The 24,396-nt window shown below is 45.0% G+C and carries 13 protein-coding genes; all 13 read left to right on the forward strand.

Translation table 11 applies throughout. The features are described 5' to 3' along the window. Positions 1-11 precede the first annotated feature (11 nt). Positions 12-1,490 (forward strand): hypothetical protein, encoded by a 1,479-nt coding sequence (locus LC508_RS20270; RefSeq protein ID WP_103731513.1) that lies wholly within the window; start codon positions 12-14, stop codon positions 1,488-1,490. Then, positions 1,487-2,188 carry a hypothetical protein gene (locus LC508_RS20275; RefSeq protein WP_103731512.1) on the forward strand — a complete coding sequence of 234 codons (702 nt, stop codon included), beginning with the start codon at positions 1,487-1,489 and terminating at the stop codon, positions 2,186-2,188. Before LC508_RS20270 ends, LC508_RS20275 begins: the two co-directional genes overlap by 4 nt. Before the next feature lie 11 nt (positions 2,189-2,199). Continuing rightward, complete coding sequence (locus tag LC508_RS20280; protein WP_207727852.1) at positions 2,200-3,885, forward strand: GspE/PulE family protein; 1,686 nt, start codon at positions 2,200-2,202, stop codon at positions 3,883-3,885. Positions 3,886-3,896: 11 nt separating this feature from the next. Further along, positions 3,897-4,961, forward strand: coding sequence for a type IV pilus twitching motility protein PilT (locus tag LC508_RS20285; RefSeq protein WP_278308736.1), 1,065 nt, complete (start codon positions 3,897-3,899; stop codon positions 4,959-4,961). Positions 4,962-5,044: 83 nt separating this feature from the next. Continuing rightward, entirely contained in the window at positions 5,045-17,029 is an 11,985-nt protein-coding gene (locus LC508_RS20290) for a prepilin-type N-terminal cleavage/methylation domain-containing protein (RefSeq protein WP_103731511.1), read from the forward strand. Positions 17,030-17,053: 24 nt separating this feature from the next. Further along, positions 17,054-17,722 carry a hypothetical protein gene (locus tag LC508_RS20295; RefSeq protein WP_118593831.1) on the forward strand — a complete coding sequence of 223 codons (669 nt, stop codon included), beginning with the start codon at positions 17,054-17,056 and terminating at the stop codon, positions 17,720-17,722. Further along, positions 17,685-18,056 (forward strand): hypothetical protein, encoded by a 372-nt coding sequence (locus LC508_RS20300; protein ID WP_118593832.1) that lies wholly within the window; start codon positions 17,685-17,687, stop codon positions 18,054-18,056. The genes LC508_RS20295 and LC508_RS20300 overlap by 38 nt, the downstream gene beginning before the upstream one ends. 36 nt (positions 18,057-18,092) lie before the next feature. Beyond that, complete coding sequence (locus LC508_RS20305) at positions 18,093-19,292, forward strand: pilus assembly FimT family protein (protein ID WP_103732293.1); 1,200 nt, start codon at positions 18,093-18,095, stop codon at positions 19,290-19,292. A 206-nt stretch (positions 19,293-19,498) separates the two neighbouring features. Next, positions 19,499-20,830, forward strand: coding sequence for a type I glutamate--ammonia ligase (glnA, locus tag LC508_RS20310; protein ID WP_103732294.1), 1,332 nt, complete (start codon positions 19,499-19,501; stop codon positions 20,828-20,830). An 18-nt stretch (positions 20,831-20,848) separates the two neighbouring features. Next, positions 20,849-21,400, forward strand: a complete 552-nt coding sequence (locus LC508_RS20315) for an ANTAR domain-containing response regulator (protein ID WP_103732295.1) — start codon at positions 20,849-20,851, stop codon at positions 21,398-21,400. Between the two features lie 47 nt (positions 21,401-21,447). Further along, positions 21,448-22,662: an LL-diaminopimelate aminotransferase gene (locus LC508_RS20320; RefSeq protein WP_103732296.1), complete on the forward strand. Its 1,215-nt coding sequence runs from the start codon at positions 21,448-21,450 to the stop codon at positions 22,660-22,662. Between the two features lie 84 nt (positions 22,663-22,746). Next, positions 22,747-24,078, forward strand: coding sequence for an aspartate--tRNA(Asn) ligase (gene aspS, locus LC508_RS20325; RefSeq protein WP_103732297.1), 1,332 nt, complete (start codon positions 22,747-22,749; stop codon positions 24,076-24,078). 17 nt (positions 24,079-24,095) lie between these two features. Then, entirely contained in the window at positions 24,096-24,392 is a 297-nt protein-coding gene (gatC, locus tag LC508_RS20330) for an Asp-tRNA(Asn)/Glu-tRNA(Gln) amidotransferase subunit GatC (RefSeq protein ID WP_103732298.1), read from the forward strand. The last annotated feature ends 4 nt before the right edge of the window (positions 24,393-24,396 follow it).

A 24,396-nucleotide genomic window follows, 5' to 3' on the forward strand; every position in this document is an offset into this window, starting at 1 on the left:
GGGGAAACAAAATGCTGACAGTCTATTTATCAAACAAATATATCAGGATCGTCACAGGCGAATCCTCCTCCGGAAAGGTTAATATCCGGGGGATGTACTATACAATAGATACCACAGGATGCCTGGTAAACGGCTCCATTGTGGATGAAGAAGCCCTGCTGGATATCCTGAAGGAACAGTGGGAAATGCAGAATCTGCCGAAAAAGGATGTGTATCTGGTGTTGGACAGCAGCCAGTTCAATTCCAAAGTTGTTCAGGTTCCGGTGATGAATGAAAAGAAAATGATGGAATATCTGAGCCGTGAATTTACGGATGTGGGGAGAATCTCCAATCCTGTTTACGGCTATTTCCCGTTGAACGGGACGGATAAAAAAGCGAAGATCAGACAGATATTTGCCATGACAGTGCCCAGGGACTATGCCCTGCAGTTCTCTCAGCTTTTCGCAAAGCTGGGGGTAAAGCTTTCAGGCATTGAATGTGCCAACGGAGCCATGATAAGGCTTCTGGAAAAAATGGTGCAGTTAAAGGGGAAGACCTGTATTGTCCAGTTTGTGGATGAGATGAATCTGACCAATGCGCTGCTGGTAGATGGAAAATATGAGACCTTTAACAAAAAACGTCTCTTCTCAGAACCGGGAACTCCGGGATACGCAGTGGAGACTGCCAGGGCAGCCAACAACCTGATGCAGTTCGCAAAAGCTCAGAATATCCCCCAGAAAATTACGGACGTGTACATTGCCGGACTGACAGATGAGGATTATGCGGTCTATGAGGACGGGATTGCCCAGATCAACCCGGAACTGGGCGTGGAACAGTTGGAGACGGGCGGAAGTTTTGTCTACTCAAAGACGGATGACCCGTATATCAGCTTCGCAAATTTTGCGCTGGCCATAGGCGGTATGCTGAAAACAGACCCCAAGGGCAATATTATCACCCAGCTAAAATATACGCCGGAACAGATAGAAAAGAGAAAAGCGAGAAGAAAGATCACCATACCTGTGGGAGCCGTTGTGGGTGTGTTGGTACTGGCGTCCCTGATTTTTCTGGTGAGAAAGATCATGCTGGGCAGTGAACTGAAGGCGCTGGAGGAATACAATCAAAGGGAATCCGTACTTGAGGCCTGTGAGGAATATGATGCGGCTCAGGAGAGAATGTCCGCCATTTCTGCCATTCATACAGGCATGGAATCTCTGGGAGATGAGATCAGTGAGTATCCCCTTGTGGACAGCTCTGTAGAAGCTGTGATTACATCCTGCGCGGAAGGGCTTGTCTCCGCGGAGATCAGTTCTTATGATTCCACCACAGGAATTCTAAGCTTTAATACCAGTGCCGGGAATGTAGAGCAGATCAACCGGTTCATTGAACTTCTCATGGAGGAGGAGATATTTGCGTCTGTGGATTACACGGGATATTCACAGAACCAGGACGGAGACTGGAGTGTAAATGTAAACTGCACCATGGCTCCGGTACAGGGGGAGGCGGAAGAATGACACTGAAAGTGACGGAGAGAGATAAAAAAATTCTGATCGTGCTGGGAATTGTTCTCGTTATCCTTGGCCTGACAATCGGCGTTCTTATGCCGCTTGCGGAGGATACCCAGGAACTCAGTGAGAAGATCACAGAGGCAGAGATAGAGAAACAGGAAAAAGAGATGAAGGTGGTCTCGCTGCCGGGGATCAGAACCAGGGAGGAGCAGTCTCAGAAAGACCTTGAAGCTATGCAGGACAAATACTACCCGGTGATGAAGAGTGTGGAGATTGACCGTATGATGACCAATACTGCAGTGAACTGCGGCATTCAGGTCACCAATATGGACATTAAAATGCCGGATTTTACTGTTTACACCACGCTTCCCAATTACTCGGATCTTGTATACGGAACAGAGCAGGAAAACAGTGAAAATACCGCATTTGACGGCATGTATACAGCCAGTCTGACCATGAATATGACCGGTTCCAGAGAGAACCTGCAGGCCATGCTGGATGTGACGGTCAGCCAGAACCCCAGACAGAGAGTAACGGATTTTTCATGGCAGAAGAATCAAAAAGAGGGCAGCAGCGAATATACATTAAGTATGTCAGTTGAAATATATATGTACGAGGACGTTGAGACGTATGTGCAGAAACAGCTTTTAGGCGCTGTTCTTGGAGATGCGGAGGCAGAAGAGAGCAGTGAGACTGAGGAATAGTAGGAGTTAGCATGGACAATAATATCAGAAATGTTCGTATCGGAGATGTTTTAAAAGAATATGGATATGTCACAGAAGAACAGATAGATGCGGCACTGGCCTATCAGAAGGAACACAAGGGAGTGAGGCTGGGAGCTGCCCTGACAGATATGGGATTTATTTCAGAGGAGCAGCTTTTGGAGGCGCTTTCCACACTTCTGCAGGCGCGTATTATTGATATTTCCACCATAGAGGTGGATGTGGAGGCAGTACAGAAGATTCCGAGGCAGCTTGCGGAAAAATACGATATGCTGGCTGTAAAACAGGCCGAGGGCGTGCTGACCATTGTATTAAATGACCCGCTGAACTTCTACGCTATTGAGGATATCCGGCAGCTCACAGGCATGCAGCTTGAAATCTGTTTAAGCGGACTTTCCAGCCTCAGAAATGCCATAGGATACTATTACAGTGAGGTGGAAGCCAGAAAAGCAGCCAGTGTGGCGAACGAACAATTTGAGGATCTGGCACTCACGGATGAATTTAATATTGAGGAGGAGGGGGATGACGATACACCGATCATCAACCTGCTCAGCCGGCTGATCGACAGGGCGTATAATACCAATGCATCGGATATTCATATTGAGCCGTTTGAGGATAAGACCACGGTTCGTATGCGTATCGATGGTGTCATTGTTGAGTTTGTGACTCTGCAGAAAAACCTTCATGCTTCTCTGATCGCCAGGATCAAGATTCTGGGAAATATGGATATTGCAGAGAGAAGGATTCCGCAGGACGGGCATTTCCGTATGAAGGTTGCAGGGGAATATGTGAATATCCGTGTTTCCGTGATCCCTACCGTATTTGGGGAGAAGGCGGTGCTTCGTCTTCTGGCGAACAATTCCAACATTGATTATCCGGAGACCTTCGGCATGCATGAGGAGGATTATAAGAAGCTGAAATCCATGCTGGGGTCACCAAACGGGATCATTTATTTTACAGGCCCGACAGGGTCAGGCAAGACAACGACCCTTTATATGATACTTTCGGAGCTGTCAAAACGGGCGGTGAATATTTCAACCATAGAGGACCCGGTGGAGAAGAACCTTCCGAAGATCAATCAGATGCAGGTAAATAACCAGGCAGGACTGACATTTGAGGCAGGGCTTCGGGCGCTGCTCCGTCAGGACCCGGATATTATCATGGTCGGTGAGACCAGGGATGTGGAGACGGCATCTATTTCCGTGCGTTCGGCCATCACAGGGCATCTGGTATTTTCCACTTTACATACAAATGACGCGTCATCCTCTGTCATCCGTCTGGAGGACATGGGACTGCAGCCCTATATGGTGGCAAACTCCCTGGTTGGTATTATTGCCCAGAGGCTTATGCGAAAAGTATGCCCCGACTGCGGGGAGGAGAGCATTCCCACAGCGGAGGAGAGAAGAATACTGGGAACGGATATTAAAAAAATCATGCACCCAAAGGGCTGTCCCCAGTGCAATTATACAGGTTACAAAGGCAGGGTTGCAATACATGAGGTTCTCATGATAGACAGACAGGTGCGGCAGATGATCATGGACGGTGCCTCCGCGGAGGCAATCCAGGATTACGCTGTGGAGAACCAGAATATGAAGACACTGAAGGATGCCGGCCTTAAGATGGTGGAGGACGGAGTCAGCAGTGTGGAAGAGTTGAGAAAAGTGGCTTACTATAAATAGCAGAAATGAAAATGGAGGATAAAAGAATGTACGACCTGAATCAGCTGATCATGATGGGAAGGGAAGAGAAGGCTTCTGACCTTCATATTTCTGCGGGAATGCCGCTTATGATGCGTGTCCACGGTAAACTGGAGCAGACATTGGTCCAGCCGGATGAACAGGAGACAGAGGTTATGCTGTACGGGCTTCTGGATGAAAACCAGAAGACACGTCTGGCAGAAGGGTATGATATTGATTTTGCCCTGGAGACACCGGACCACAACAGGCAGAGGGTCAATGTTTTCAGGCAGCAGGGAAAGATTGCCGCCACGATCCGTCTGCTGAACAGTCACATTCCCACATTGGAAGAACTGCATATGCCGAAGCTTCTGTACAAACTGGCTGAGGAGCCCAGGGGGCTGATTCTGGTCACAGGACCTACGGGCAGCGGTAAGTCTACCACACTGGCCGCTATGATCGAACATATCAACCAGACCAGGGCAGAACATGTGATCACGATTGAGGACCCTATCGAGTACACGTATCAGAGCAAAATGGCCCTGATCCATCAGAGGGAGACGGGAAGAGATGTTGTGGATTTTGCCTCTGCACTGCGCAGTGCGCTGCGTGAGGACCCGGATATTATCCTTGTGGGTGAGATGCGTGATTATGAGACCATTATGGCAGCGCTTACTGCCGCTGAGACAGGACATCTGGTTCTGTCTACGCTCCATACAACAGGTGCGGCGCAGACCATTGAGCGTGTCATTGACGCCTGTCCGGCAGGCAGCCAGAACCAGGTAAGAACGCAGCTTGCCGGTGTTCTGAAAGGGGTTATCACACAGTGTCTTATGCCTGTGGATGACGGGACAGGAAGGATTGCGGGAACCGAGATCCTGCTGGGCACAGATGCCATCACGAACCTGATCCGTGAGAATAAGAGCCACCAGATGGGAAGTATGATGCAGTCCGGCGGTGCTACAGGAATGCATACGCTGAATATGGATTTGATGAGACTGGTGCGTGAAGGATATATAAAGAAAGAATCAGCGCTTCAGTATACGAATGATAAGAGGGATTTGGAACAGTATTTCTAGAGCGTGTTTCAGACGTATTTCTGCACATGTGGTTCCCGGTGAAGACAGCGGGGGCGGGTTGGAATAAGGAATGAGTGGATTATATGGAAAAAGGGGTATTGCACGGGAATATTGATAAAAACAGAAAAGGCGGGAATAAAAACCAGGGTGGATATACGCTGGTTGAACTTATTGTGGTCATTTGCATTGTGCTGATACTGGCTGGAGGGGCAGTGTTTGGTGTGATGACGTGGATACGGTGGTCGCAGTTTAAGGAGCAGAATGAGTATGCGAAGACGCTTTTCAGTGCGGCGCAGAATCAGTTGACAGAGTACAGTGAGAATGGACGTCTTGATAAATTCCGGAGAGTGCTGGCCTCAGACGGCGGCTATAAAAACAAGGTTAATGTGAAAGATTTGTTTTACAGTGAAGAGGAAGGCAGTGAAGCCTATGAGAAGAGACTGGATCTTCTCTGGCCTGCAAGTGCCGGCAAGACAGACAAGGAAAAATACAGAGGTGAAATCTGTTATCTGAAGGGCAACGGGGAAACCTATAAGCAATATCAGGAGTATAAGGCCGGAAAGGGAGAAAAACCGGATGAGGAGATTCTTGCGCTTTACGACCTGCTTCTGCCCTATGTATATGACTCGTCTATTTTAAATGCGGCAGTCTGCGTAGAGTTTACTCCGGAAGAAGGTCAGGTTTTTTCTGTTTTATATAGTAATCAAAACGATGATTTTGAATATAACAGCAGTAATCATGCAAAAAGGGGAACTGTAGATATCACCAACCGTGAGACGAGTGTGAGAAAAGAGCGGATGGTAGGGTATTACGGTGTGGATTCTCTGGCCGTTGCAACTACGCCTAAGGCGGAACAGCCGTCAATCAAAAAGGTAAAGCTTAACAATGAGGGGACCCTTAACCTTTCCTTTATGGTAACGAATAAAGATGGAAATGCTGTCACGAATATGGATTACACAATCCTGGTGCTTGACAAAGATACAGACAATGATAAGGAAACACAGCGGCTTAAAATTGTACTGGATGGCAGAAAACTTACCAAAAAAGAGAATACGTCGGAACCTATAACATGCAGTGTGACCCGGTATGATACTGACGGGAAAGAGTGGACTACCAGTGATTACCCCATGCTTGCCTGGCTGGAGAATGAAAACACGGTACGTCTGATCCTGGACGCCGCAGATTTAAGTGCTGCCACCTATTATTATAATGAGCTTTATGGCAGCTACCAGGATAACCCGAAGACGACCCCGATTTTAGATAATCTGAAAAATACATATAGTTTTCACAGATTCTGTGTGGATACAGAAAACATACTCTGTAAAGTGAAGGGAGTAGGAAAAGATTATAAGCCTACGGCTGTGAGAAAAAGCAATGTATCCCATACATATTTTGGGGAATATACAAAAAAAAGCAGCAGTGGGACTGAAAAGGTCACATATACACTTAAAAATGCACGACATCTTTATAACGTACGCTATGTGGAGGATTTTACTCCTAAAAAAGCTGTGAGTGGTGCAGCGGACAGGGAGTGCACCTATCAGCTTGCAGAGAACATAAACTGGCAGAAATTTATTAAGGACGGATATCTGTATGATACAGATAATATTTACAAAAAGAAGGATTGGAATTCTCTTACGGCACAAGTGACGCCTGTCAAGGATACAGCCACGCCTTTTCCGTCAGTTGGGACCTTGAAAAGCACATCTGTTTTAGAAGGTGCAGATGAGAAGACAAATACGATCAGCGGACTGATCATAAAGGAAGATGCGAACAGCAGCACAGCTGTTTATGGTACTGAGATTAATAATGGCAAAGACGGCAAGAGTACAATACAGTATATAAAAAATGGTCCGGCTGGTTTGTTTGTAAAGAACGAAGGTAAGATCACCAATATGGTACTGGACCAAATCTCAGTGGAGGGAAGTGCTTCTGTCGGTGCTTTCTGCGGAGAAAACAAAGGCACTCTTGTGGATTTAACGGTTGCCAATTCGGATGCAAAAAATATGCCAAGCACTGTAGTGGGCAAAACAGATGTAGGAGGCATCGCAGGAAAAGATACAGGGTCTTTGCAGATGCGGTATAAAAATCTGGTAAATCGCGCATCTGTCAGAGGTGTAACTTATGTAGGCGGTATAATCGGGCAGTTGAAAGTGGAGAAGGACGATAAGACTGCTCTTATAGAATGGTGCAAAAATTATGGTGCAGTGGAAGCTGCGCCTGTTAACCTTGAGAAAAACCAGGATAAAAAGAAAATGCAGGAAATGCTTTCTCAGGCGAAATATATCGGAGGAATCGTGGGATTATGCAGCAACAAAACGAATAAGGCCGATAATCTGCAGGTGAGCAACTGTGTCAGTTCTCCTCAATATTTACAAGAAGACATGGAAGAGCTTTTTGCAGCAGATGAAAAGCTTCTGGAAAAGCTCAATGGCGTCTATGTGGGCGGCATTGCAGGATATAATGAAAACAGTAAGATCATCAATTGTAACACGGAACAGGAAAAAAACAAAGAAGGTTATATATTTGGTTATCAATATGTGGGGGGAATTGTAGGGTTCAATGAGAGCCTTGCAGAGGCAAACCTGGATGGTAAGGATGAAAGTAACCGGGGGGAAAAGAACACAAACGAAGCGAATGTGATCGGCTGTGATTATGTGGGAGGAATCTGCGGAATCAACGCGGCACGAAGCGGGGAAGATAACGAGTTTCATGTAGCAAATCCGGATTATACTCGAAACGAGGAAAAGATTGTAGCGAACTGGATAAATGAAGGTATTGTTGCAGGGTATGGGAACTATGTGGGAGGTATTACGGGACTGAACACAGGTATTGTGGAGAACTGCAGCAGTGAGGTAGCTGCTGATGATACCGCAAGGAATATTACAGATGCGGCCAGTCTGAAGGGAGATTATGTAGGCGGCATTGCGGGATATAATAACGGTAAGATAACATCAGGTACCGTTTCCGATTATCTGAATACAACCATTCGTATGGTATGCTACATAACAGGCAGGAATTACGTGGGCGGAATCGTGGGTTACAATGACGTGGACGCATCTGTGGAAAATTATGAACTGGAAGGCGGATTTATCAAGGGTACAGGTGTCTTTGTCGGAGGATATGCCGGATTTAATTCCTCTGTTGAACTGCTCAGAGATAATACGTTGAAATCCAATCCCAATGAGGTGACTGGCGGATATTGTGTCAGCGGTACCATTGGAGGGAATATTATTTCTACAGATGACCGGATCAGCACAGAGTTTACAACAGATAATTTCCTGGGTAAGGTGTATGCAACAGCATTTACCGGTGGTTTTATTGGATATAATAGAATTTTACCTGATTTAGATGTTGACGCAAAGTCTTTTATTACAAATTTATCTTCCCTGATTACGGAAGCAGTTTCAGAGGAAAAAAGTCTCAGTGAAAATGTTAAATATATAGATGATAGTGATTATGACCCTGAAGGAAATAAGAGTGAAGGTACGTTGACTATAAAGGGAATCCAGGAACATGAAACGGAACAGTCCATGCGTTTCGGCAGTCTGACAGGGGACATCTACGTGGGCGGCGTCATAGGCTATAATTCACCGTATACCTCACTGACCATAAAGAATGTTGTGAATAAAACGCCTATAACAGCATTAAGTGCTATTGAAAATGATAAAGAATCCCAGAATGAGGATCAGTATGGTTTCTTATATTCCTATGCCGGCGGTGTGATCGGCAGATCCGGAATATGGGTAGAGATTGATAATTGCCGAAACATGGATGTGGGAGATGTTGTGACTCAGGGCACTTATCTGGGCGGCATTTGTGAAGTCAACGAAGGCCTGATCAAGAACTGCAGTGTATCCAGTATCGGAACTGCAGGGCGCAGCTATGTGGGTGGAATTACAGGGTTTAATAAGGGAGAAATAAAAAACTGTTCTTTTACAAACAAAACCATAACCGGAAATGATTATGTAGGGGGAATAGCTGCCCAAAATTACGGAACCATAAGCGGCACCTGGTTATTCGGTGGAATCGTTAATGCATCCGGTTCTTATGTAGGGGGAATTGCAGGGGCAAACAGTGCAGAAGGGAGCATAATACTCATACAAGACGGTGATTCCGTATCTGATACGAGTATGGCAACTGCAAACGCGGAAATCAAAGCTGGCGGAACTTACGTCGGTGGTATTACTGGTTATAACGCCGGTCAAATTCAAAATAAAAGGAATGTTAATGATAGTGAAGATTTTGAATTCTTCACATTTACAGGCAGTATAATAGGCGATAAAATGGCAGGCGGATTTGTGGGGGAGAGTGTAAGTGAAGATCAGGTTATAAAGAATGTGAAAAATGCTGCTATTGTAGTTGCCGGGAACGGAAATGCCGGGGGAATAGTTGGGATAACTTCAGGCGGGATTGACAATTGCTGGAACGCCGGGAATATTTCTGCAGCAAGTGAAGGTGATGCAGGTGGAATTGTGTCTGTAAATTATTCAGATATTAAGAACTGTTCAAATACAGGAACTGTTTCTGCAGCAAATGGCATGTGCGGAGGAATCACAGGAGAAAACAGCGGTATTATAGAGGATTCTTTTGTACGGGCAGGGAATGAAACGCTTATTTTTGAAGGTATGAAATGTGCCGGAGGAATTTCAGGTATTAATAAGGGTACCATATCCGCATGCAAGATTACCGGAAATCAGGGAATGCCCGTTATAATATCCAATACGGTAAACAGCAAAGTCAGTGATGTGGGTGCGGTGACCGGAATTAACTATGGTAATATATTGCTGACAGAAGACGCCGTGGTCTTATGTGAAGTGAAAACCTACACCTCAGGAAGCAGCATAGGCGGTATTGCCGGAAGTAATTTAGGAACAATTGCAAATTCAGGCATCAAAGATATTGAAAGTAATTCGGCAGTGGTCCGTGATACAAAGATTGGTTTTGCAGGAACAAATGCAAACTATGCCAATATTGGCGGTGCTTCAGGAGTAAATGATGGCAGTATAAATCGTTGTAATATTTCTGCAGATATAACAGGAGACCTGGGAACAACTGACACTGGATATGGAGGTATAGCAGGTGTAAATAACAGCAGTATATCAAAATGTGCCTACAGCGGAAATCTTCTTACCAATGGCTCAGCAGATAATATTGTAAATCTGGGAGGTATTGCCGGAAGAAATAACGCAGGCGGAAGTATCAGCAATTCCTATGTTGGATTCCGTGATAATACCCTGATTGAGACGGATAAAGACGCAAAAAAAAGCGGCGTCGGCTATGCAGGAGGGATTGCAGGTTGGAATGACGGGTATGTGGCAGACTGTGATAATTACTCCAATTCAACGAAGAATGTGCAGATAAATAACCGAAGCGGCCACACCGGCGGCATTGTGGGATACCAGACCAGCGGCGCGGCAGCTACGGGAAGCAGTGAGAAGGATATACTGTCTACAGGAGAAAACTGGAGTGTGAAAACGACAGCGTACTCCAATGATTTCGGAGTCGGCGGTATTATCGGGTACAGTGCCTCCGGTGTCAGTATGCAACATGTGGCCAATTATGCGGCAGTAGTGGCAGGAGGAAATTCAGAGAATGTTACAGCAGGGGGGCTGATAGGGCGTTTGGAAAATAAAGACAGCAGTTCTATGACTGTCAGCGATTTTTACAACTATGGAAATATAAGCGGTAAGCTGAGTGCAGGAGGAATCGGCCGGTTAAAGTATAAGGGAATCGCTATGTCCAACTGTACCAACTATGGTAATATCCAGTCTAATGGCTCTGCAGCGGCGGGTATCATTGCAACATTTTATCAGACGGACCAAGGTGCAGCCGTGGTGTTTGATTCCTGCAAAAATTATGGAAATATCAGTGCCAGAAGTAATGCCGGTGGAATAGTGGGGTACGCCCATGATACAGCAGGAAATATCAAAGGAATCTATACAGACTGCGTGAATGAAGGGTGTATAACAGGTGGTACGGCAGGAGGAATACTCGGGAACGGAGATAAGCAGGATGCCAGTTTTTACCGATGCAGAAATTATGGAAACAATGGAAACACCAACACAAAAATGGCGGGAATTGTAAATAAGAAGTATACTTCTATGTTTGACTGCATCAGTATAGGTGATTCCAAGAATGTGGCAAATAATTCATCAGGAAATATTACGGACTCTTACTATCTCGGAACAGGTGAACTGGAACCACCGCCAGTAGATGATAAGACGGTGTACATCAGCGAGGTATCGTCAAATTCTGCAATCAATAACTATCCGTCAGATAATCTTTGGAAAGAGATGGACGGAGAGGCTGCTGGTCAAAGAAGATTTAAATTTAGTAAAGTGAATAATAATAAGTTAACATTTAATTTCTACAAGGGATATCCTTTGACTAATTTTGGAGTATATTGGGCTAATGATGATACGAATGCAAACCCCAATATAGTCAGACAATATAAATTTAAAATATCCTGTAATAATGGGGCTTACTATTTGGGGCAGGATGGTAAATGGATCGCAGGAGAGAATAACGGCTGCGAGTTCATCGCTTATGGACAGAATAAACCAAATGCATCCTACTGGAGCACAAACTTAGATGGAAATACCATCATAAAAAATATTAGATTTGAATTTACAAGAATTATGGATGGTACAATAAAAGAGGGGGTTTTTAATGCTGAGGGCACTGAGAAAAATTATATCTGTGTTTACGCAGTAAGTGCATCCCAAGGAGATACAAGCGAAAATGGCTTTACTTCAACAGTGGATAGCTATCTTGAGAGTCTGAAAGGATATATCTCTGCTAAAACAAAACTGGAAGAGTGTCAGAAGGAAGAACAGGATGCAAAAGATGAATGGGGTAGAATGCAGGAGTATCTGAAGGACTGGACGGTTCAATCCACAACGCTGGACGGGAAAAAGGTACTGGAGGAAAATGGGACGTATATATTTAATAATTTAAGTAAGGACGTCAGCGGGCAGGACAGAAAAAGATATATCTTAGATAATAGATCCGGAGGAAATGGATTTTTGATAAAACTGTCACCGCCTGAATCTGGTGCGGAAAAAATAGACAGTCTGAAAATCCTGTGGGCAGGAAGCAGTAGTTTAGAGGACGACTATAATAGCGCCAAAGCAGAAGTACGCCAGTATTCTTACAAGGTAAAAATTAATTACAAAGACGGGACCTTTTCAGGAGATTCAGATAGTGACAGAATAAGCCTTGGAGATTTCTACGATCCCAACAAAGAAGTGGACCTTTCCGATTTGCTGACTAAAGAAAAAGAAGTTTCTTCAATAGAAATTATGATTTCAAAAGTGACCGGGAATAATAATGTCAAAAAAGGATTTGCATGTCTTTGGTATGTGGCACTCGGAAACACCGATTTTGTGGGAGAAGGGAACTTTACTGAGGAGAAGTATCAAGAGGCAAAAACCCAATATGAGGAGAAGGCAGCAGCCAGACAGAAAGCACAGGATGATTTCAATAAAGCATCCGAAGATCTTGAGAAAAGTCCAATATTTACAGGAAGTATAAAGAATGCCGGTCTGTGCAGTAAAAAATCAGAGACGGAAGATTCTGGAAAAGAGGATTCTCTTTTAGGATATAAGTCAATCGTTATCCAGAATGAGGATGGAACATATGAAATAAAAGGAAGTGAAGCTGTTTCCGAATCGCCGTTTAATATTACTGGTTTGAAACTTAACCCTGCCAGTGGATGGAATGATAAATCTTCGGATAAATCTCAAAACAGATATAAAGTGTACGAAGAAGTAGACCCTAAAATAGTGGAGTATTATCTTAATAAAACGCCGGAAAATCCCGATGATATAAAGGGCATCAGCATAGATAATACAGGGGGTGAACTGAAGATTACATGGGGCCATACCGGCAGGAAATACTATGCCGATCAGTTTGTATTTAGGGTGACAGATAAAAACAATGCGATTGTATCTGATACATTTAATAAACCGGAGGAAATTTCTTATGGCATAGAAAAGAAAACCATCAGAGTTCCTGAAGAATGGGTTGGATGCAAAATAGAAGTCTATATCAGGTCAATAGGCCGTTCCTATGTTGAGACAGAATATACGGAGGAAAAATATGGACCGGAAGTTATTGGGGTTATCCAAAAAGGAGCTTCTGCATGGGCAGGCAGCAGCAGAGAACTGCTCATGCCGCAGGCTGCACCGAAGATACATCTGGAATTGGGAGCCTATGATGTGAATGGAAAGGCAGGCTGGGATAAATTTGTTGCAGTTCTGGAGAATAAGGATGATTACAAGGATGACAAAGCAACAAAGATAAAGTTAACTATATTGAATAAAAATATAACGATTGATACTGAAAAAGGCATTTCAGAAGGCTTTGTCATTTCGAGCAATGGCAACCAGGTAATGACCTCATACGCTGAAGCAGTACCAGATAAGTATGAAAAATCTACATCTGTATCTGTACAGTCGGCAATTTACGGTTGGGAGGCATTAAAAGATAATGACTATGTGAAAACAACCTTTCATGACTTTTATGGTGATCGTCCGGGAAACCTTTATAATCAGGTGATGATGGAGAAAATAGGAGATGTTACAGAACTGTACATGAATTCCGAGCTTCTTGTAAATGCTCCATTTGATTTAGAGAATGGAGAAATATTCCATTGCAATTTGACCCTGGCTTCCGGCAATTCTCATGTTGCAAGTAATGGAGTAGAGATGACCAGTAAGCTGAATCATCTTCCCGATAATTTATTGGACTATGACAGTATTACGGTTCGTACTTACCCATGGCGCAGCCAGTCCGATGTATGCTGGTATGGACATCAAGTTGCAGAAAATATAACAGAAGAGGAATTGCTCCGGTATATAAAAGACAGAAATTCAGAGGATAAGAGTCTCTGTCTCAGGGACACTTCCAGAAATAATGAACCTGTTTTCGGCGAGGATGGCCTTGCAAATGGATATATACTGCGGCGGGATACAGACGGAAAATACGAAATTATTTACAGCAGTATCCTGGCATACGGCGATGAGCAGCATTACCTGAAACAGGTAGATCAGAAGAAGTACACCGTAGACCAGAATGCATGTAAAGTAACCGCTGAATCCTATTCTCATGATATACAGCCAAAGCCCGTTATAGAGAACATCATGCCGCTTCAGGAAGACGGGGTAAATTATACATTTACCTGGGATGTCGGTATTGGAGAGCAGGATGCGGTATACGACATTACATTAAAGGGTTATACCTCTAAGGAAGACAAAACAGGAGTTCTGCTTGGTACATCCACAGTAGATAAGAATACTCCCGGCAGTTATCAGGAATCGGAGAAAAGCTGGAGTGTCTCATTTAAAGACAAAGAGAGGACCTGGAATTATCCGAGAGTGAGTATAAGTATTGTTCGTGCAGGCACAGCCAATGCAGTCAGTGGGTCAACGATAAAGTTCCCTTCTGGTTCTGAAATGGAATTTGCAGTTCCGTTAAGGCTTTCCCAGATTTCAAAACCAGTCCTCCAGCTCCACACAAAGGAGGAGGGAACGGAGAAGAATTCTTTATTGTATGACACAGTCTGGAATGCGGTTCTGAAAGAAGAGCGTCCTTATACAGCCGCGTATGAAGTCTGCGTACAGCGGGCAGAAGGTGATGAAGGTGCGGTCAGCAGCTATACGGAAAAAGCAGGATTAGATGCCGCACTTGAAACAGCCGGGAAACTTTATGGAAAGAAACCGGAAGTAGATGTTACAGAAGGGGAACAGGAAAAAGTCTATAGCTGGGTGGAGAATGTTGACGGCAATAAAGTTGAAAAAACCATGGCTCTTATCTGGACTACAGAGGACACCTATACATTAACAAAAAATCTTACGGAAATATGGACATTTGTTTCAGATGATGAAATGAGAGACAGCGATACATGGAGCAGAATACTTGATTTGAATGACTATGAAAGAGGTGAAATGATAACTGTTTCCGTACGGGCATGTGCGGACGAGACAACAACAGAATACCGTGACGGAATAGACGGTGTAGCCAGAGAAATTACACTTCCGAATCGTCTGACAGTGCCGGATACAGCAAATTTAACTGCATCACCGGAGTATATGCCTCATGAGGATGGAGTAAGAGATACGTTTGTCACTCTTCAGGAGTTTATCAGAGACGGAGTCACCTTGTCTATGTCAGATACAGGAGAGAATTATTACAGAGGAAAATACCAGATAGCAGCAGCAGTATTTGACGAGAGAGAGGCAGACGATGTGAGCGTAATGCCTGCCGGTGATGCGCCTTCAGAAGAGGATGCGGGAGGATACTGGAATTCCGGTGCAGTGGCAACACTGAAGGGCAAGGCAGCAGAGACTGCTATGACCGGAGATTTTGCAGACAGTACTTATACACTGGAAAATATCGATCCCGCATATGCCGGAAAATGGCTGAAGATCGCGCTTAGAAGTGTTTCAGACAGCAATATCAGTTCCTGGTGGTCAGACGAGGATGATACAACGGAGAATACGGTGAACTATCAATGGATCCGCATACCGCGTATCAGAGTGGAAGAACCTAAAATAACGGAAGGTGCAGCATCTGTCTATTATGATCTTACCAGTGGGAATTGTACACTGGAGTCAGTGCCGGAGTATGTTCCTGCCGTGCAGACAGAGCTGGATTTCAAACTGCAAAGTTATTCAGATGGTTACAGGATCCAACGTATCCGCAAGGCCAAGGAATCGAACACGGATGAACTGAATGCTTACCGATATGATGCGGACTGGATCTATCTGGAGGACGACAATAACGGCGGTTATAATATTTTCTGCAGTACATCTGCAGATACACCGCTGGATATACAGTCTGACGGGGATGAACCTGTATGCAGGGAAGATGAGACTGCAGTGTTTGTGCAGAATATTCAGGCAGGAGACACAGCAGTACTGCCTGTAAAAGAAGAGACAGTACAGAACATACTGGATAAGCCGGTATCCACACAGATGATTCTCTCCTGGATGCCGAAGGAGGAGGAAAAGGAAGCTTACTTCCGTTTGATTCTTCCGGATGCGGAGACGATCATGGACTATGCAGATGAAGCCAATCTGTTTACTTCACAGGCATCTGTCCAGGCAGTCATATTGGGAGATGACCCGGAACAGGAGCGGCTGGCAGGTTATGAGAGTTCTGAAATTTCCAGTTGGTACAGGTATAAGCCGACTCAGATTGAGCAGGCAACCGCAGTCACAACGCTTTATGATTATTCTGACGCTGTTGAGGTGCAGAGTGGTGTATCTATAGAGGCTTCTGTATGGAAAGACACCGCCTATAAGCTGACTGAAAAGACAGCAGACGGATACAGTATATATCAGGTTAAAATTCTGGACAGTGATCAGGAGAGGGTGCTGGATCTTCGTAACCTCAGCGCTTATTATGATATAAGCAGTGAGACAAATATTCTGGCTCTGAAGGATGCAGTTTATGCACAATATGCAGGAAAATGGATCTCATTCAGGGAGGCCAGGGTTACAGAGGCCAATGGTGGAAATATCAGCAGATGGAGTGACTGGACAGTGCCCATAGTGCTGCCGAAGCTGATAGTCGAAAGTCCTGAGGTGACAGAAACTACGGCGCAGGCAGAATATATCCTGCATCGAACACAGGGAGATGGTGTGCCGAAGCAGTTTGATGCCAGACAGTATAGCTGGTTATGCGAGAGAGGGATTCATGACAAAATAGAGGGATATCAGATACAGATCGGGCAGGGAGAGGATTCTTTCTATGCAGAGATTAAAAGAGACGAAGACAATATCTGGTATTACACCAGTCCCACTGGCGAACAGATTGCTGTGACGGATACTCTTACTTTACTTCAGACAGAGAGTACGGTACAGGAAGGTGCGGAAACGTATACATTGTCAGCCGAAGTGATACTGAATCTGACACAGACAGAAAATGGCTGGCAGTTTACTGTGACAGTACCTGTACAAGAGATAAGTGTGAAGGAAGAGAACAACCGACTTAGTTTTACATTCGACTGTAATATGATTTTAGAGCCAATTCCGGTAAACGATAATTACGAAACAAATTAATGCAGAACGAAGAGGAAATCAGATATGAGAAAAAAATCTTTAAAAAACAAAGAGGGATCCGCAATGCTCATTGCAATAGCTATTATGGCTGTATTGGTCATGCTCGGGCTGGCTTTGCTTCTGGTTTCCTTTTCTCTTCATGCAACGGTAAACCGAGAGCATGATGCGGCTCAGTGTAAGGAGATAGTCCAGACACTGAGCCGGGAATTGGAACGGCAGATAACAATCACAAGAGAGGATGCCTATGAGAAGGGAGCAGCCGAGAAGTACCCTTTCTGGTTCTACATCCGTGATAATGTGTGGCGGGAGGAAAAATGGCCTCCTTATGGCGAAGCAGAATACCTGAATGACCGTGCATTACGCCGTCTGCAGCTTGGGCAGAATAGTTCTGAGACCGGTGAAGTGGTAGAGAATGCGGCTGAATTACTGAAAAATACATATGTGGAAGCATACTGGACAAGGGAAGATAAGCTGGCGGACAAAGGAGAGGGGACTACTTTGGTGGTGACAGTTTCCTGTTCGGCCGGCAAATCTGAGAGTTCCATGACAAAGACCTATGTATTAAGCGTTGAAGAGATAGAAGGCAAAGCGCTCTCCGATGGGGAATTTGTACCAAAGAATCCAAAGATAGATGAAAAAGAAGGGTGGCAGTGGGATGAGGGAGATGAACTGCAGGAAGATTCAGGAGAATAAAGACGGCTCCACGATGATTGAAACACTGGTTGCCTTTCTGGTTGTTGTACTGGTGATTCTCATGTTTTCCAAGGTAGTATCTGTATCTTCGCAGGTACTGAACCGCACGCGGCAGATTATGAAGGAGAATGAAGCATTTAACGCGGAATATTATAAACTGGACAGTTCCGGCAAGGGAACCCGGCGTACCCCGGTGAAAAGTGATTTTGTCCTTTTTGAAGCAGATGAGGACGGGAAAAAAACAGGAGAAGAAATATCTCTTGGTAAAGATTCGGGTATGCAATATTATACAGATGGGAAAAGATACATGTATTCGTTTAAGGTAGCTGAGTAACGGTTCCGCGCAGATAACAAGAGGGGTTCTGGTAATATGAAATGTAATAAGGACAAAAAAGAGTACAGAAAAATACTTAACAGCAGACAGGGTGTCACGTTAATTGAACTTATAGTTACGTTTGCACTTATTAGTCTGTTTGTCATTCTTACCAGCCAAGCTATCTCATCTGCTATGAATGTATATTATCATATTCAGGGGATTAATATGGGCCGTCAGGTATCGGACACCCTGATGGATAAAATAACAGGCCAGATTTCAGGTGCACAGGCTACAGTAAATAAAAAAGAAACAAATGTTATTATTTCAAATGGTGAATATACAGAAAAAGAGAGTAAGAATGAAGACTCCTCATACTTATCTGTAGCAGAGGGTGAAAAGGGGACCATGGTTGATTTCTATAACCAGGGAAACAGCCATGTGACCATTAAAACAAAGGCGTTTAAGGATGAGTCTCCGGAAGAAAAAAAACTTGTTATTTACTATTACCCGGTACGTGCATATGAGGAAGTTGACTGGGAATTTGACCAGAAAATGTATATGGGATACAGTATAAAAGATTTATCTTTTTCATGGGCAGACAGGAGTGAATACCCTGAAAATATTATGAAAGTAGAGCTGACGATTTCCGGGAAATACGGGGATTATTCTACTGTCAGGTATGTAGAGTGCTATAATCTGGACAGCGGAAGTGAGTCGGAAGAACCACCGTCTGGTGGTGGTGATGATGGAAAGGATGATGGAAAAGACGACGGAAAAGATGATGGAAAAGACGACGACGAGGATTACGAAGATGGAAGCGGAACCATTTATCTGAAGAAAAAAGGTGAGGATGTTTTACGCATAAAGGCAGGGAAAAAGAAGTACGAAGATTATTATAAAGAATTTTTGAATAATGATAAAAATGGTTTTACGCTGCCGGCAGGTATATTTAAAACCGGAGGAGAATACTATATTATTCCTGAGCCAGTAAAAATAGATGCTTATGATATGCCCGATAGTTTAGAGAAATTTATAACGCGGTATGGAAAAGATAAATGTTTGTATGTGAAGAAGAATGCTGAGATCTATACTACTGATAATTGGGATAATAGAGTAACACCAGGTCTGGGAGACATTTATTTTTATAATAAACGGTATTATTTATGCTACAATCAGGGTCCAACAAAAGATCCGGTTACAAATGTGGGGGCTTGGGCGGATATCACTGATTTTGTGAAAATAGGTAATAAATAATAGTTTCCCATATTGACAACCCCAACAACCCTTGCTATAATACCAACCATAAATAAAAGAACAAGGGCGTTCTTATTCGGAGGGTACTCTGGATAAACACGCCCTTTTTTCGTACCCAAAATTACACAACCACCCGCCCCCGCCTTCTACCAGGCGCCGGCCCCCGGGTTTCACCTTATCATCCTATCAAGAGAGGAGATACCACAATGCAAAATTACACCAGGGAAGCAATCCTGCGCATGGCGGAGGAAGAGGACGTGGAGTTCATTCGCCTGCAGTTCACCGACATGTTCGGAACATTGAAAAACATTGCAATCCCATCCAGCAAGCTGGAAAAGGCCATGGATAACCGCTGCGTCATTGACGCGTCTTCCATCGGCGGCTTTATCCGGAATGAGGAGGCAGACATGTATCTGCATCCCGATCTATCCACGTTTACGATCCTGCCGTGGCGGCCGCAGCAGGGAAAAGTTGCCCGTTTCATATGTGATATTTATCAGGAAGACGGTACACCCTATAAAGAAAGCCCGCGTTTCATTCTCAGCCGCGTTGCGGCCAAAGCTGCAGATATGGGCTATTCTCTGATGGTAAACCCGGAATGTGAGTTTTTCCTTTTTCACACAGATGACAACGGCATGCCCACAACCACAACACATGAAAAGGCCGGATACATGGATTTAAGTCCCGTGGATCTGGGTGAGAATGCCAGACGTGATATGGTGCTGACCCTTGAGGAGATGGGATATGAAATCGAATCCTCCCATCACGAAATATCCCCCGGACAGCATGAGATTGACTTCCAGTTCTCCGACGCATCGGAGACAGCTGATAAAGTAATGACCTTTAAGGTGGCTGTGAGAACCATAGCCAAACGCCACGGCCTCCATGCCACTTTCATGCCGAAACCGAAAGCAGGCGCCAATGGCTCCGGCATGCATGTAAACATGTATCTTATGAAAGACGGAAGAAATATTTTCTCAGACCCGGAAGATGAGCTTGGACTGAGCAGGGAGGGGTATTCTTTCCTGGCAGGAATCTTTGCACATATCAAAGGTATGACAGCCCTCTGCAACCCTCTTGTGAATTCCTATAAAAGACTGGCACCGGGATTTGAGGCGCCTTCAGACATTACCTGGTCGTCCAGGCAGCGTACTGCGCTGGTGAGGGTTCAGACCCAGCGGGAAGAGGGGGCAAGGCTGGAATTGAGAAGCCCCGATTCTGCCTCCAACCCTTACCTGGTATTCGCGCTGTGTCTGGCAGCGGGGCTGGAGGGAATGGAAAAGAATCTGCAGGCGCCAAAAGAACTGAAAGAAAATATCCGTAAACTCTCCAGGGAGGAGAAGGAAAATGCAGGCATTGATACCCTGCCGGAAAACCTGAGTGAGGCGCTGGAGGAATTTAACAAGGACCCGCTCATGAGAGCCGTACTTGGTGAAACTTTTACAAAGTGTTATGTGAAGGCGAAGAAGAAGGAGTGGAAGAGCTACATGGAACAGGTTTCTGAATGGGAGATCGAACAGTATCTGTACCGTGTATAGAGGAACAGGAGGCAGTGCATGAGCATCATCATTATTGTTTTGCCAAAATCGGAAGATGCAAAGAAAATACGGAAAATCCTCATGGAGCATGGATTTGAAAATACCGTAGCATGTACAACTGCCGCTCAGGCTTTGATGGAAATAAATAAGTACCCGGCAGGGCTGGTCATCAGTGGTTATAAACTGCCGGATATGTATTATCGGGAACTGGCTGGCTCCCTGCCCAGGTTTTTTGAAATGCTGCTCATAGGCTCTGCAAATGTGGTAAGTTCCGCTGAGTCAGGAATCATGGCAGTCACCATGCCGATTCGCATTTACGAGCTGGTAAATACTGTAGAAATGCTGCTTTACCAGCTTGAGCGAAGGCTGAAAAGGGAAAAGAAGAAGCCCAAAGCCCGCAGCCAGCGGGACCAGAACTATATTACCAACGCAAAACTCCTTCTGATGGACAGAAACCATCTCACAGAGGAGGAAGCGTACCGTTATATACAGAAATGCAGCATGGACAGCGCCACCAGCATGGTGGAGACAGCACAGATGATACTGACACTTATCTATGATGAAGTATAGTAACTGTTCGGCAGCCTGAACAGTTAAGTATAAAGGAGAAATGTGATATGTTTACGATCAATGATAATTATTTGAAGCTTCAGGGAAGCTATCTGTTTTCCAACATAGCGAAAAAGGTAGCTGACTATCAGCAGAAAAATCCAAATGCGGACATTATCCGACTGGGAATCGGTGATGTGACACAGCCCCTGGCGCCGGCAATTATCCGGGCTCTTCACAGCGCAGTGGATGATATGGCAAATGCGGAGACCTTCCATGGCTATGCGCCGGACAAAGGATATGATTTTCTGAGAAATGCCATAGCTGACAATGACTACCGAAACCGGGGCTGCGATATTGAAGCGGATGAGATATTTGTATCCGACGGCGCAAAGTGTGACTCCGGAAATATCCAGGAGATTTTCGGTCTGGACAATAAGATTGCTGTGTGCGACCCTGTGTATCCGGTATACGTGGACACCAATGTGATGGCAGGCAGAACAGGAAATTATAATCCAAACGCGCAGAATTATGACGGCATGATCTATATGCCCTGTGTGGAAGAGAATAACTTCGTTCCGGAGCTTCCGAAAGAGACACCAGATATTATTTATCTGTGTTTTCCCAATAATCCCACAGGCGCAGGTATTACAAGAGCTGAACTTCAGGAATGGGTAGATTACGCAAACCGCGTCGGCGCAGTGATCATTTACGATGCGGCATATGAAGCATATATAACAGAAAAAGACGTGCCGCACAGTGTGTACGAATGTAAAGGTGCGAGGCATTGTGCCATTGAACTTCACAGTTTTTCAAAAAATGCCGGGTTTACCGGTGTCCGACTCGGATACACAGTAGTGCCCAAAGACTTAAAATGCGGCAGTGTGTCCCTGCATGACCTCTGGTCCAGAAGACACGGAACAAAATACAACGGCGCTCCCTATATTGTGCAGCGCGCAGGGGAGGCCGTCTATTCACCGGAGGGAAAAGAGCAGCTCAGGTCCCAGGTGGATTATTATATGAAAAATGCGAAGGTGATCTACGAGGGCCTGAAAAATGCAGGATACTCTGTATCCGGCGGCATCAATGCCCCGTATGTGTGGCTGAAGACACCGGGCAGGTTAAGCTCCTGGGAGTTCTTTGATGAACTTCTCCGTAAAGCAAACGTGGTTGGAACACCCGGCAGTGGTTTTGGCGCACATGGAGAAGGCTACTTCAGATTATCAGCCTTCGGAACCTATGAAAATACAGTGAAAGCGATTGAACGGATCACAAAGATGTGATCAAGAATATCCTGTCCCGAGGTATCTGGATTTTTCTGGATATCCCCGGGACTTTTTTATTTCTGGAAAAAGGAGAGATGTGATATGGAATTTGTGGAAGGCATCAGAGAAAAGGATACCCTGGAGCTTACGGAACTGCTGAAAAAGCAGGAGACAGACGGTGAAATCCTGGTGGAGGGAACCGTGCACAGCATTCGGAAAATGGGTGAGATCGCGTTTGTAATACTGAGAAAAAGAGAAGGCCTGCTGCAGACCGTCTGGGAGGAGGGAAAGACAAATATATCAATTTCGGATTTAAAAGAAGGAGACTGTATCCGGGCCGCAGGCACAATACGCAGAGAAGCGCGTGCGCCTCATCAGAAGGAACTCCGCCTGTGTGCAGTCCGAATACTTTCATCACCTGCAGCGCCCCTTCCCCTTGCCATAGACAAGTGGAAGCTGAATACCTCCCTGGAGACAAAACTGAACCTGCGTCCCATATCACTGCGGAATATAAAAGAGCGTGCCCGTTTTAAGATCCAGGAGGGCGTGTGCAGGGGATTCCGTGAATTTTTATATACTCGGGGATTTACAGAAGTACACACACCGAAAATCGGAGCCAAGGGGGCAGAGGGCGGCTCCAACCTGTTTAAACTCAGTTATTTCCATAAACCTGCAGTTCTGGAACAGAGTCCGCAGTTTTATAAACAGATGATGGTGGGGGTTTTTGATCGGGTATTTGAAACCGGCCCGGTGTTCCGCGCGGAGAAACACAATACAAGGCGGCATTTGAACGAATATACCAGCCTGGATTTTGAGATGGGGTATATTGATGATTTTATGGATATCTGTGCCATGGAGACCGGATTTCTGCAGTACACAATGGAATTGCTGAAAAGGGAGTATGCGGAAGAATTGAAGATTCTGGGGGTGAATCTGCCGGAGACAAGGAAGATTCCTTTCGTTCGTTTTTCCCGGGCAAAGGAGCTGGCAGCAGAAAAATACGGAAGGAAGATTAAGAATCCTTTTGACCTGGAGCCAGAGGAGGAAGCGCTGATCGGACAGTATTTTCAGGAGGAATACGGTGCGGATTTTGTATTTGTTACGCATTACCCATCGAAAAAAAGACCGTTTTATGCCATGGATGACCCGGAGGATGAACGTTTTACCCTTAGCTTTGACCTTCTGTTCAGAGGACTGGAAGTGACAACAGGCGGACAGAGGATTCATGATTTCCATATGCTCACAGAAAAAATGGAGAAAAGGGGGATGAGCCAGGAGGGAATGGAGCAGTATCTGGATACATTCAAGTACGGCATGCCGCCCCACGGAGGCCTGGGCATCGGTCTGGAAAGGCTCACTATGCAGCTTTTAGGCGAAGATAATGTAAGAGAGGCCTGCCTGTTTCCGAGAGATATGAACCGCCTGGAACCGTAGAGAGAAGGAGAAAAATTATGGCAAAACAGATTATAGATGACACAATCATGGAAAATATAGAGATTCTTGCAAAGCTGGCCCTAACCTGCGAAGAACGGGAAAAGGCCAGAGAAAAAATGCAGGAAATGCTGGATTATATAGATAAATTAAACGAGCTGAATACGGAAGAAACGGAACCTCTTGCCCATACGTTTCCTGTGGAAAATGTGTTCCGGGAAGACGTTGTGACAAACGGTAACAGCCGGGACGCTATGCTCGCCAACGCGCCCAAAAGCAAAGACGGCCAGTATCAGGTCCCCAAAACTGTGCAGTAAGGAG

Origin of the sequence: Blautia parvula, from assembly GCF_020215665.1 — a bacterium.
In the GTDB taxonomy this organism is placed as follows: domain Bacteria; phylum Bacillota; class Clostridia; order Lachnospirales; family Lachnospiraceae; genus Blautia; species Blautia celeris.